This is a genomic window from Streptomyces sp. NPDC127129 (assembly GCF_042671585.1).
GTDB lineage: Bacteria > Actinomycetota > Actinomycetes > Streptomycetales > Streptomycetaceae > Streptomyces.
In genome coordinates this window covers 207278-220019 of the sequence record NZ_JBHXTV010000012.1, presented here as the reverse complement: position 1 = coordinate 220019, position 12742 = coordinate 207278, and the positions used below count along the sequence as shown (strand labels likewise).

7 protein-coding genes are annotated in these 12742 nt (G+C 73.7%); 5 read left to right on the top strand and 2 right to left on the bottom strand.

The genetic code is table 11. The features are described 5' to 3' along the window. Position 1 precedes the first annotated feature (1 nt). Positions 2-817 carry a hypothetical protein gene (locus ACFVGW_RS23880; RefSeq protein WP_385853388.1) on the bottom strand — a complete coding sequence of 272 codons (816 nt, stop codon included), beginning with the start codon at positions 815-817 and terminating at the stop codon, positions 2-4. Between the two features lie 178 nt (positions 818-995). Here ACFVGW_RS23880 and ACFVGW_RS23875 point away from each other — a divergent pair, with 178 nt between their 5' ends. Further along, positions 996-3977 (top strand): BTAD domain-containing putative transcriptional regulator, encoded by a 2982-nt coding sequence (locus ACFVGW_RS23875; protein ID WP_385853387.1) that lies wholly within the window; start codon positions 996-998, stop codon positions 3975-3977. A 213-nt stretch (positions 3978-4190) separates the two neighbouring features. On the opposite strand, the gene ACFVGW_RS23870 is transcribed toward ACFVGW_RS23875, so the two are convergent. After that, positions 4191-5519: a hydrolytic protein gene (locus tag ACFVGW_RS23870; protein ID WP_385853434.1), complete on the bottom strand. Its 1329-nt coding sequence runs from the start codon at positions 5517-5519 to the stop codon at positions 4191-4193. A 195-nt stretch (positions 5520-5714) separates the two neighbouring features. Here ACFVGW_RS23870 and ACFVGW_RS23865 point away from each other — a divergent pair, with 195 nt between their 5' ends. The 4 genes from ACFVGW_RS23865 to ACFVGW_RS23850 all read left to right on the top strand — a co-directional run bounded on the left by ACFVGW_RS23865 (position 5715) and on the right by ACFVGW_RS23850 (position 12556). Continuing rightward, complete coding sequence (locus ACFVGW_RS23865) at positions 5715-6359, top strand: response regulator transcription factor (protein ID WP_385853386.1); 645 nt, start codon at positions 5715-5717, stop codon at positions 6357-6359. 115 nt (positions 6360-6474) lie between these two features. Further along, on the top strand, positions 6475-9654 hold the full coding sequence (locus ACFVGW_RS23860) for a hypothetical protein (RefSeq protein WP_385853385.1): 3180 nt from the start codon (positions 6475-6477) through the stop codon (positions 9652-9654). Continuing rightward, the gene (locus tag ACFVGW_RS23855; protein ID WP_383221962.1) at positions 9651-10349 is read left to right on the top strand and encodes a DUF4255 domain-containing protein; all 699 of its coding nucleotides are present in this window, start codon (positions 9651-9653) and stop codon (positions 10347-10349) included. The genes ACFVGW_RS23860 and ACFVGW_RS23855 overlap by 4 nt, the downstream gene beginning before the upstream one ends. A gap of 53 nt (positions 10350-10402) precedes the next feature. Beyond that, positions 10403-12556, top strand: coding sequence for an ATP-binding protein (locus ACFVGW_RS23850; RefSeq protein ID WP_385853433.1), 2154 nt, complete (start codon positions 10403-10405; stop codon positions 12554-12556). Positions 12557-12742 lie beyond the last annotated feature (186 nt).

The window sequence follows — 12742 nt, the reverse complement described above, 5'->3', positions numbered from 1 at the left end:
CCTAGCTCTTCAGCAGCTCCCGCAGCGACCTCTTCATCGCGGTCACGAACGCCTCCCGCTCCGCCTCGCCCACCAGGTCGAGCGAGAGGTACGGATTGAGGTCCTCCAGCTCCACGAGCAGCAGCTCCCCGCCCGGCGCCCGGCAGGCGTCGACGCGCTGGATGCCGAACTCCAGGCCGTTCCAGTCCACGAACCGCCGCGCGAACGCGAGGTCGTCGCCGGTCGGCTCGTACCGCTCCAGCCTCCACCGGGCGTCCGGGTCGGGCGCGTAGAGGGCGTACTGGAAGGCGTGCCCCACGAAGTAGAACGAGACCTCGTACGTGAACGGGATCCGCGGTTGTACGAGCATCCCGGCGGGGTCCACGTCCTGCAGCGCCGCCCGCTCCACGAACCGCAGGCCGACCGAGTCCGCCCCGAGGACCGGCTTGACGACGTACTCCTCGGCCTCCGGCAGCCGCGCGAACTCCTCGCGCCGGCCCGCCGTGGGAATGACCGGAAATCCCTCCCTCGACAGCTGCAGGAGGTAGTCCTTTCCGGCCATGTCGCCCTTCCCGGTGAGCGAGTTGAACACCCGCACCCCGCCCTCGCGCGCGGCGCGGGTGAAGGCGTCGTACGCCTCCTGGTAGTGGAGGACGGGCCCGCTGTTGCGTACGACGACGGCGTCGAAGCGGTCCATCAGTGCCGCCGCGTCGAGCGGATGGCAGAGCGCGACGTCGAACTCCTCGCGCAGCCGTCCGGAGAGCCAGATGTCCTCGTCGCAGTAGCGCCGCCCGCGCGCCTGGTAGCCGAGGTCGGTGACGTAGAGAAGCGTTTCCATGTGTGGTCCCCTCTGCCCCGGTTCGCGTTCGGTGGCCGGATCGCCACAGGTTACGTGACGGAAACACGCTGACCACAGCCGTAACGGATCCGCCTCCTCCGACACTTAACGTGAGCGAACACAGGTGCGAAGAGCGAGAGCTGAGGGCGGCATCATGCATTACCGGATCCTGGGACCGGTGCGGGTTTGGCGGCGAGACGCCGAACTGGCCCTGGGACCCCCGAAGCAGCAGGCCGTGCTGGCGCTGCTGCTGGCGCGGGCGGGAGAACTGCTCACACCCCAGGAGGTGATCGACGCTCTCTGGGAGGAGCCGCCCGGCAGCGCGGTCAACGTGGTGCACCGCCATGTCGGGGCGCTGCGCAGGCTCCTGGAACCCGAACTGCCCAGCCGGACGGCCGCGAGGCGGCTGCTGCGGGGGGCCGGGGGCTACCGGCTGCGCGTCGAACCGGGCGAGCTGGACCTGCTGCGCTTCCGGTCCCTGCGCGAGGACGCGGGCCGTGCGGCCACGGTGGGCGGCGACCGCGCCAAGGGGGTGTCGCTCCTCGTCGACGCCCTCGGACTGTGGGGCGGCCCCGCCGGTACGGGCCTGCCTCCGGTCGTGGCCGCGCACCCGCTCTTCACCACGCTGAACCACGAGTACCTGGCCGCCGTGAAGGAGGCCGCCGACCTCGCCCTGGCGACCGAGAGCGCGCCGGCGGCCCCGAACGCGCCGGCGACGGATCACACCCCGGCGACCGGGCACACCCCGGCGGCGCGGCAGGCCGACGTCGAGCGCGTGCTGACGCTGCTCGAACAGGCCACCCACCACTACCCGTTCGACGAGGCGCTGCACGCCAGGCTGGTCACCGCGCTCGCCGCCCTCGGGCGGCAGGCCGAGGCCCTGGCCGTCCACCAGTCCGTACGTTCCCGGCTCGTGGGGGAGCTCGGGGTCGACCCGGGTCCTGAGCTGCGCGCCGCCCACGAACGCGTCCTGCGGCAGGCCGTACCCGTCGTGGTCCGCGCCGTCGACCCGCGGGGTGACGCGGCGGAACCGGAGACCCGTCCGCCCGCACCCTCGCTCCTGCCCGCCCAACTCCCCTCCGACATACCCACGTTCGCCGGGCGCCGGGCGGAACTGGCCCTGTCGAAGGAGCTGCTGGACGGCCCCGACGACACGGAGGACGCCTCCGCCTCCGCCCCCGCTCGCGCCCTCGCGCCCGCCTCCGCCCCCGGCGGGGCGCCGGCGATCGCGGCGATCAGCGGCATGGCCGGCGTGGGCAAGACCACGCTCGCCGTCCACTGGGCCCACCGCGTGGCGCACCGCTTCCCGGACGGCCAGCTCTACGTGAACCTCCGCGGCTTCCACCCCACCATGGCCCCCCTCGACGCCCCCGACGTCATGCGCGAGGTGCTCTCGGCGCTCGGGGTCCCGCCCCAGCGCGTCCCGGAGAACCCCCAGGCCCTCCCGGCCTTCTACCGCAGCCTTCTCGCGCCCCGCCGCATGCTGATCCTGCTGGACAACGCCCGGGACTCCGAGCAGGTCAGGCCCCTGCTCCCCGGCACACCCGGCTGCCTGACCCTCGTCACCAGCCGCCAACGCCTCGACGGGCTCGTCGTCACCCACGCCGTCCGCTTCCTCGGTCTGGACGTGCTCTCCCGTGCGGAGGGCTTCGAGTTCCTGACGCGGCGGCTCGGCCTGGACCGGGTCGCGGCCGAACCCGAGGCCGCCGGGGACATCGTCGAGCTCTGCGGACATCTGCCGCTCGCCCTCGCGATCGTCTGCGCACGCGCCCTGCTCAACCCCCGGTTCGCCCTGGAGGCGATCGCGACGGAACTGCGCGCCAACCGGGGCAGCCTGGACTCCTTCGCGGGCAGCGACGCGAGCGCCGACGCCCGGAGCGTCTTCTCCTGGTCCTACCGGGCGCTCACCCCGCCCGCCGCCCGTCTCTTCCGGCTGCTCGGCGGCGCGCACGCGGGGCCGGAACTCTCCGTCCCCGCCGCGGCGAGTCTCGCGGGCGTGCCGGTACGGGAGGCCCGCCGCCAGATCGCCGAACTGCTGGAGAGCCAGCTGCTCCTGGAGGAGGCGCCGGGCCGCTACTCCTGCCACGAGCTGCTGCGGGCGTACGCCGGGGAGCTGAGCGGAGAACGGGACGACGAGGAGGAGCGGGCCCGGGCCCGGCGACGGCTGGTCGAGCACCATCTGCACAGCGCGTGGGCGGCCGACGCCCTCCTCGCCCCGTACCGGGACCGGGTTCCCCTGCCGCCTCCGGGCGAGGGCGTGGTGCCGGAGGAGCTGACCGACGAGACACAGGCCGCGCAGTGGCTGCACCGGCAGCGTCAGGTCCTGCTCGCGGCCGTGGAGCGCGCCGCCGCGGACGGAGACGACGGCGAGGGTCTCTGCTGGCGGCTGGCCGCGACCCTGGAGCTCTTCCTGGACCGGGCCGGACGCTGGGAGGAGCAGCGGGTCATCCAGGAACGTGCCCTGCGCGCCGCCCGCCGGGCCGGAGACACCACGGGCGAGGCGTACATCCTGCGCGCGCTGGGATTCGCGTACTGCAGGCTCGGGCTGTTCAAGGAGTCCCACAACACGCTCTCGCAGGCGCTCGACCGCTTCACCGCCGCCGGGGAACGGGACGGACAGGCGACCGCCCACCGCAACCTGGCGTTCCTCTGCAACGCGAGGGGGCGGCACCCGCAGGCGCTGGAGCACTACCGGCTGGCGTCCGCCCTCTACGAGGCCTCCGGACATCGCACGGGAGCCGCGGCCGTGCTCAACGAGATCGGCTGGACCCACATCCTCACCGGCGCCTACGAACAGGCGCTGGACGACTGCGGCAGAGCCGTCCTCCTGCACCGGCGGAACGGGAACCGGAACGGCGAGGCCGCGGCCTGGGACAGCGTCGGCTACGCCAGACACCACCGCGGTGAACACGCCGAGGCGCTCGACGCCTACGCGCGGGCGATCGCCCTCTACCGGGAGATCGGGGATCTCAGCCTGCAGGCCGACACCCTGGCGCACCTGGGGGACAGCCACGCGGCCGCCGGTGACCCCGCCGCCGCGGCCGTCGCCTGGCGGGAAGCCCTGCAGCTCTTCGAGCACCTGGGGCATCCCGACGCCGAGCAGGTCAGGGAGCGGCTCGCCGAACGGGACCCGCTCTCACCGCCGCCGGAGCAGTGGTGAGGCGGGACGTCACTTTTTCGGCACTGGACCCCGCCTATCCTGTCTCTGAAACCGCTCTCAGAGAATCGGGTCGTGGCCAACGATCAAGACAGGTCAGGCCGTTCCCCGATGCGCATGACAGAGGACCGATACGGGCGACGGGTTCAGGACGAACCCGCCGGCCCGGTCTTCCCGTTCACGAAACCGAGAACTTCAATGTGTTTACGTTCTGCTTCACGGCCTCAGGTCACGGAGCACGCCACTGACATTCAGCACGGCGTGGCAGCCGGAGGCCTGCCGCCCGGTTGCCGGAGTACCCGGCTTCGCGCAGGTCACTTCCGCGGTCACGGTCGAGTTCTCGGGGATTTCGATGGGGGTGACCCAGTGGTAGTCCTGATTCCGGAAGGTCTCCAGCGCGATCGTGGTGATCTTCCGCTCTCCGAACGAGATCGTGATGACACCCTCGTCACCCTGGAAGTTCGCCACGACCATGTCGGTGACCCCGAACACCTTGCCCCGGGGCACCTGATACGTCCCCGCCTTCTTGCCGCCCGCGCCCGTCTGGACGTCGATCGTGGCGGAACTCTGCTGACCGGGACCGGCACGGCCCGTACCGGACCCGCCGTCACCCTGCCCGCCGCCGGAACCCTGCTCCTGCCCGCCGGACCCGTCGCTCGGCTTGGCCCGCGCCCTCTCCTGCTCGGCGGCCTCCTGCTGCTTCGCGGCCTCCTCCTTCTGCGCGGTGGTCGCGGCCTCCTTCGCGGCGCTGCGCACCGCCGGCCTGACCAGCGCGAACCAGGCGACCAGCAGCGCCATGAGCACCGCGAGCAGGATCAGCAGCCACTTCGGCAGGACCGGCAGCTGGACGAACTCGCCCTCGGCCACGCCCGACACGGCGGGCTCGCCGCCGCTCTCGGTGCTCCACGAACTCTCCGCGGAACCCGAGGTCTTGGCGATCCCCGGCGCGTCCGCGTCGCCGCCCTCGGCCGCCTCGGCCACCTCGATCTCGAAGGGGTGGCTCACCGGCTCGCCGAACCAGATCAGCGGCCGGACCGCCGCCTTCAGCGCGACCTCGGCCGACTCGCCGGGCTCAAGACGCTTGCGCTGCGGAGTGGTGCGCAGACTCAGCTCTTCCCCGGCCTGCCGGCCGGAGAGAGCGAGCGACACGGGCGTGTTCCCCTGGTTCCGCAGGGCGACCCGGTAGCGCGCCCCGCGCCAGCCGCGCCGCCGGCGGGGCGTGAGCTCCTGACGGACCTCCCGGAACGCGCCCACACGCACCGTGGTCTCCGGGACCGTCACGTTCTCCGGGTGCTCCACGGGCAGGACCCGCACACCGAGCGGCTTCTCCCCCGCGCGGACCTCGGGGGAGCGCGGCGGTGCCAGCCGCACCGTCACCGTCTCGGAGGTGCCGGGATAGAGCGAGACACGGGCCGGCTCGACGGTGCTCCACGCGGCGCACTCACCGACCACCGTGAACGTGTACGCCTCGACGATGTCGCTGTCGTTGCGGACGTTCAGGGTGGTCGTCGCCTCGCCACCGGGCGAGACCGTCACGGTCGGCATTTCGAGTTCGGCAGAAGTGGTCACGCAGGGAACCTAGGCCGCCGACGGGCCCTTCTCCAGGGGCGTGGGGGCCAACGACCGGGCAGCCCGGATGCCCCCGAGGACCAACGCCGCACGGCCACGCGCCACATCTGAACCACCCGCCGGCCGTAGACCCTCCGGCCGGCGGACGACCATGAAACGGGTGGGAAGAACATGACGAACAGTGATCAGTGCAATTCCAGGGTGTCGGTCTCGGTCTACGCCGAAGACCTGATCCTCCAGGCGGGAATCACCGAACAACTGCGCAGGCGCCCCGAGGTGGAGCTGCTGCCCGAGGCGGACGCCGACCGGGCCAGGGCCACCCTGGTGGTGGTGGACACGGTCGACGACTCCACCGTGCAACTGCTGCGCCGCCTCCAGCGCAACACCGCCACCAGCACCGGGCTCGTCGTCGGACGGTTCGAGGCCGGCGCGCTCCAGACGATGATCGAATGCTCGGTCGCCGCCGTACTGCGCCGCGCCGAGGCCGACCAGGACCGCCTCGTGCACCTGGTGACCGCGCTGGCCAAGGGGGAGGGCGTCCTCCCCGGCGACCTGCTGGGCAAGTTGCTCGCCCACGTCAGCAGCCTCCAGCGGACGGTCCTCGACCCGCGCGGCCTGACCCTCTCCACCCTGACGACACGTGAGGCCGACATGCTCCGGCTGGTGTCCGAGGGCTTCGACACCGTGGAGATCGCGCAGAAGACCTCGTACTCCGAACGGACCGTCAAGAACGTGCTGCACGAGGTCACCAGCCGGCTCCAACTGCGCAACCGCGCCCACGCGGTGGGCTACGCGATGCGGCACGGACTCATATGAGTGCCCGAAAGAGCAGCGGACGCTTCCCCCGGCACGGGTACTCGCGCCCTGGCACCGTGCGACCCGGGCTGTGACGCTCGACGACGGTGAACCGCTCCCAGACTGTGAGGTGGACGTGACCGGCACCCCCGGCCCGGTGGGCCGAATCAGGCTGGGCAGACTGTCCGTCGCCGTAGCGCTGATCGTGCCCCTGCTCGCGGTGAGTTCACCCCGTGCCGCCACCCCCGCCGCCGCGCCCGCCCGCGCGGCGGCGGCCGCCGACGAGACCGGCCGCATCGCCTTCGCGGGCACCGAGCACCGCTCCATGGGGCGCGTCACCGGCAACCCGGCCACGAGCGAACCGCTGCTCGGCAAGGGCCCGGCGCACTACGACACCGAGGCCTCCGCGCGCGGGGACCAGATCGTCTTCACCAGCCTGCGCGACGGCACGCGTCCCCAGGTGTACCTGCGGGACGCCGCCGGGGGCATCCACAAGCTGACCTCCGACCGCGACGCGGCCAACCCCGAACTCACCCCGGACGGCCGGTCCGTGGTGTTCGACTCCGCCGAACCCGGCATCGGCGGCACCCAGCGCGACCTGTGGATCGTGGGCACGGACGGGTCCGGGGCCCGCCCCCTCACCGACACCCCCGCGAACGAGACCGCGCCCACCGTCTCGCCGGACGGCGCCAGGATCGCGTACGCGACCGACGCCGACCCCCTGCGCGGACGGCAGATCCACCGCCGCCAGCTGGCCGGCGGAGCATCCGAGCGGATCAGCGACGGTCCGGCCGGCGACGCCGACGACCCCGCCTGGAACCCGGTCGACGACACCGTCAACCGCGACCTCGTCGCCTACACCCTCACCCTCGCCCCCGGCGGCCAGGAGAGCGGCTCCCGACTGCGCGTCACCGCCGGCCGGGGCGCCGACGGCCCGCTCCTCTCCGGCGAACAGGCCGGCTGGAACACCCGGGCCGCCGCCTGGCAGCCCGACGGCGACACCCTCCTCTTCCTCAGCATCAACGGGCCCTGCGGCTGCACCAACCCGTACGACACCGTCTACCGGGCCGTCGCCCACTCCACGACCAGGGCGGAGGTCGTCCTCTACGAGGACCGCGTCGTCGACTCCCCGACCTGGCTCGGCCCGCAGAACGGCGGCTCCGTCGTCGTCACCCGCACCACCGCGGAGGCCCGCTACCACGCGTACCTCCAGGACGTACGGCCCGACGGCTCCGACCCGCGCGACCTCGGCGTCAAGATCCTCCGCGAGGACCCCGCCGCACGGACCACCACCGACCCGGCGGCCGACCCGCTCTTCAAACCGGCCAAGGGCTACGACCCGTGGACCCAGCGGCAGAACTACACCCCCGACGGCCGGCGGATCGTCGTGTCCCGCTTCTCGGGAGACCCCGAGACCGGCCGGATCGAACAGATCTGGCTCACCGGCGCCGACGGAACCGGCCCGGCCCTCGTACCGCTCGCCGGACGGGGCGAGAAGGACTGGGACACCGACCCCACGTTCTCGCCCGACGGCAGGCTCCTCGCCTTCACCCGCACCTCTCCCGGCGGCGTCGGCACGGCCTCCGGCCCCGGCCGCATCCTCGTCGCGGACGCCACGACCGGCGCACTCGTCGGCGAGGTGCGCCCGCCCGCCGGACAGACCGGCGGCGACGCCCAGCCGACCTGGTCCTCGGACGGCACGACCCTCGCCTTCACCCGCAACCAGGTCATCGACGGCGTGGGCGGCAACAAGCACATCTGGACCGTGCCCGTGAAGGCGCTCGGCCAGCAGCGGAACCTGAGCGCCGAACTCTGCCCCGGCACCTGCCAGGTCATCGACGACAGTCCCGCGTTCTCGCCCGACGGCAAGCGCCTCGCCTTCAACCGCAAGGACGGCGGCGGCCGGGTCAACGAACGCAACAGCGTCCTCATGACCGACCTCACCGACGGCCGCTGCCAGGTACTCCTGCCGGCGGGCCGTGCCGGCGACCCCGACGGCTGCCGGCGGGCCGTCCCCGACACCTCCGCCACCGGCCCCTTCCAGCCGCGTGACGTGGCCTGGTCCCCGGACGCGAGCCGGCTCGTGTTCAGCTCCCGCCGAGCCCTGGCGGCCAACTCGCCGGAGGCCCTGTCCACCGTCGAGCTCGCCACCGGTGCCGTCACGTCCCTCACCGGTGCCCTTCCGGGCCGCCAGAAGGAGCCCGCGTACCAGCAGTCCGTGAACCTGACGGTCACCGCGCCCCCCGCCGCGGACCCGGTGACCGAGGGCGAGACCGGCACGGTGACCGTGACCGTCACCAACCAGGGACCCTCCGCCGCGCCCGGCACGACCTTCACCGCGGCCGTTCCCCCCGGCGTACGGCTCGACGGGCTGACCCCGTCGAAGGGGCGGTGCGCGCCCGGGTCCCCCCAGTGCGACCTCGGGGTCCTCACCCCGGGGGAGAGCGTCACCGTCCTCGTCACGCTCACCGGCGTGACCCCCGGCGACCAGGTGATCGACTGGTCCGTCACCGGCGCCGTGATCGACCGCAGCCCGGCCGACAACGCCACCCGGACCCTCGTCCCCGTCGACGACGCCCCGGCGCCCCCGACGCCGACCCCGACCCCGACCACGCCGACGCCGACACCCACCCCGGCGCCCCCGAAGCCCACCCCGCCCCCGCCCGCGCCCGAGGCCGGCCCCGCGCTGACCCTCACCGCCCAGCCCGAACCGGGTTACGTCGGCGGCCGCGTGGTCCTCACGTACACCGTCCGCAACGGGCGGGAGGCGCTGGCCACCGGCCTCTCCCTGAGGCTCGGCCTCCCCCGCGGCATCCCGGCCGGGAAGGCCCCCGCCGGGTGCGTCGACGGCGTGTGCGCCCTCGGCGACCTCGCCCCCGGCGCCTCCACCGTCGTCACGGTCGTGCTCTCCCCGGACAAGGCGCTCACCGCCACCGCCAGCGGCCGGATCACCACCTCCGGCACCGACGCCGACGCGTCCGACAACGCCGACCGGCAGCGGATCCGGATCCTCCAGCCGAAGATCGTGGCCGTACCGGCCGTCGGCAAGCCCGGCTTCGTGACCTCCGTGCGCGGCAAGGACTTCCCGCCCGGGACCCCGGTCACGCTGAGCTGGAAGCCCGGCATCACCGCCGCGGCCGTGCCCACCGTCCCCCGCGCCGACGGCACCTTCATCGCCCAGCTGCTGATCCTCGCCAAGGACGAGACGGGGCCGCGCACGATCACCGCCAAGGGCGCCGGGTTCTCCCCGGTCACCACGCCCTTCCTGGTCGTCACCGGCAACGTCGCCCCGCCCGACGAGGTGGCGCGCCGGTGATCCACGAAGTCGACGAGGGGCTGCGCCTGCTGCTCACCCAGTCCGGCTTGACCGAGAGCGGGGTCGACCTGGTCTTCGACCCGCCCACCCGTGAGTGGGCGGCGCGCCGCAACGCCCCGACCATCAGCGTCTTCCTCTACGACATCAGGGAGGACGTCGAACGGCGGCGGACCGGCAGGCTCGAGGAGTACGACGACACCGGGCGGATCGTGGCGTACCGCACCCCGCCCCGCTGGTTCGACCTCACCTACCTCGTCACGGCCTGGACCAACCGGCCCCAGGACGAGCACCGGCTGCTCTCCGAGGTGCTGCGGTGCATGGCCCGTACGGACGTGCTCCCCGCCCGTCTGCGCACCGGCACCCTGGCCGAGCTGGGCCTCGCCGTCCCCATCGAGGTGGCCGGCGGCGGCACGCAGGGCCGGTCGGCCGGAGACGTGTGGTCCGCCCTCGGCGGTGAGCTGAAGGCCGCGATCGACCTCAGGGTGCTGGCTCCGCTCGCGGGCGAGCTCATCGACGCCGCGCCGCCGGTCACCGAGGGGATGGAGGTACGCGTCACCCCCGCGGCCGACGACACACCCTCGGGCCCGGGCCGGCGCCTGCGCTACGACGGTGCCGGCGACCCCGGTCCGCAGGGCTTCGCCACTCCGCGCGACAGGCCCCAGCCGACGCGCCGCCACCGGGGGCCCGTCCGGTGATCCAGGACGACGTACGGACGTACGTGGACGCGGACACGGAGTCGGGCGCCGTCATGGACGGGGCCGGGGACCCGGCCGGGCTCACCCACCTCTGGGAGCGGCTGGCCCGCGTCGAACTGCGGGTCCGCGACGCGGTGGCGGACCGCCACGCGACCGACCCGAACCCGGACGACCCGTACCGGGGCCAGTACCTCACCCCGGAGGGCGCGGAGCGGCTCCTGCGGGCCCCGGCGGCCTTCCATCCGGGCCCGGGCGCGTCCGCGGGCCCCGTGGACGCGCCCCCGGCATCCGCCGGGTCCCGGCTGCGCCGTCTCGCCGAGGACTTCGGACTCCTCCCGCTCGACGAGGAGTTGCTGCTCGTCGCCCTCGTCCCCGATGTCGACGCCCGCTTCGAGGCGCTCTACGGCTACCTCAACGACGACCTCACCCGGCGGCGCCCGACCATCGGCCTCGCCCTCGAACTCTGCGGGGAACCCGCCGCAGGACCGGGACGGTTCCGCTTCTCCGCCGCCGCGCCCCTGATGCGCGGCGGCCTCCTGGAGATCACGGAACCCGACCGTCCGCTCCTCTCTCGCACCCTGCGCGTCCCCGACCGGGTCGCCGCGCATCTGCTCGGCCACGACGAGCCCGACGGCAGGCTCGCGGGGCTGGTCGACACGGGCGCGTTCGCCCCGGGGCCGTACGACGAGACGGTGCTGCGCGTGGCGGCGGCAGCCGCCCCGGGCACCGGTCCCGTCCACCTCAGGGCCCGGGGCGGCGACGCCGGACGGGCCGCCGTCGAGGCGCTCACCGCCGCGGGCCGCCGGCCCCTGGTCCTCGACGTCGCCGCGCTCACCACGGACCCCGAGGCCGCCCGCCTGCCGCAGCTCCTCGCGACCGAGGCCCGGCTCTCCGGCGGCGGCATCGTCGTCGGACCGCTCGAAGCCCTCGAACCCGAACGCCCGGAGCGGGCCCGCTGGTTGCGTGACCTGTGCGCCGCCGCGGCGGGCCTCCCGCTGATCACCCACGGTACGAAGAACTGGGACCCGCTCTGGTCCCGGCACAGCCCGGTCCCCTTCACCGTCGGCCCGCCCGCCACCGGACGCAGGGCCGCCCAGTGGCGCCAGGCCCTGACGGACGCGGTGGCCGCCTCCGTACGCTCCGAGGCCTTCGAGGTCTCCGCGGCCCCCGCCGAGGCCCCGCACCCGCTGCCCGTGACCCTCCCGGACGACGACGCACTCGACGCGGCCGTCGCCTCGTACCGCCTCGACGCCGAGCAGGTGCGCAAGGCCGCGACGGTCGCCGTCCGCACGGCGGTCGCCCAGGGGCGGCCCGTCGTACCGCAGGACCTCCGCACCGCCGTACGCGCCCAGAACGGCGCGGGCCTCGAACGCCTCGCCCGTCGCATCGACCCCGCCGTCGGCTGGGACGACCTCGTCCTGCCCCCGCCCACCCGCCGTCAGCTCGGCGAACTCGCCCTGCGCGCCCGCCATCGCGACCAGGTGCTCGGGCGCTGGCGGATGCGTCCCGGCGGCGGGCGCGGACGCGGCGTGATCGCCCTGTTCGCCGGCGAGTCCGGTACGGGAAAGACGATGTCCGCCGAGGTCGTGGCCGCCGAACTCGGCATGGAGCTCTACGTGGTGGACCTCTCCACGGTCGTCGACAAGTACGTCGGCGAGACGGAGAAGAACCTGGAGCGGATCTTCGTCGAGGCCTCGGAGGTCAACGGAGTCCTGCTCTTCGACGAGGCGGACGCGATCTTCGGCAAGCGCTCCGAGGTGAAGGACGCGCACGACCGCCATGCCAACGTCGAGTCGGCGTACCTGCTCCAGCGCATGGAGTCCTTCGACGGCATCGCGGTCCTCACCACCAACCTCCGGGCCAATCTGGACGAGGCGTTCACCCGCCGCATCGACGTGATCGCCGACTTCCCCATGCCCGACGCGCGGCAGCGGCTTGCGCTGTGGGACCGCTGCCTGGGCCCCGAGATGCCCCGGGGCGACGACCTCGACCTGCCGTTCTGCGCCGACCGCTTCGAGCTCGCGGGCGGCTCGATCCGCGCCTGCGCGGTGACGGCGGCCTACCTCGCGGCCGAGGCGGGCCGGCCGCTCGGCATGCCCCAGCTCGTCTCCGCCGTGCTGCAGGAGTACCGCAAGCTCGGGCGCCTGGTCCTGGAGAGCGAGTTCGGCCCCTGGCTGCGGAGCGAACAGAGCCTGACGGCGGGCTGACGGCGGGACAACCGGCGGCCGACCTGCTCCCGACCTGCCGGTCCGACCCCTCCGACCTGCCGGTCCGACCCCTCCCACCTGCCCGTTCAGGCAGAGGCGTTGCCCTCCGCCGGGGACCTGGAGGCCTAGGACCGGGCACGTAGGGCCGGTGAGACTCGGTGGTGACCCAGTGGCCACTTCAAGGAG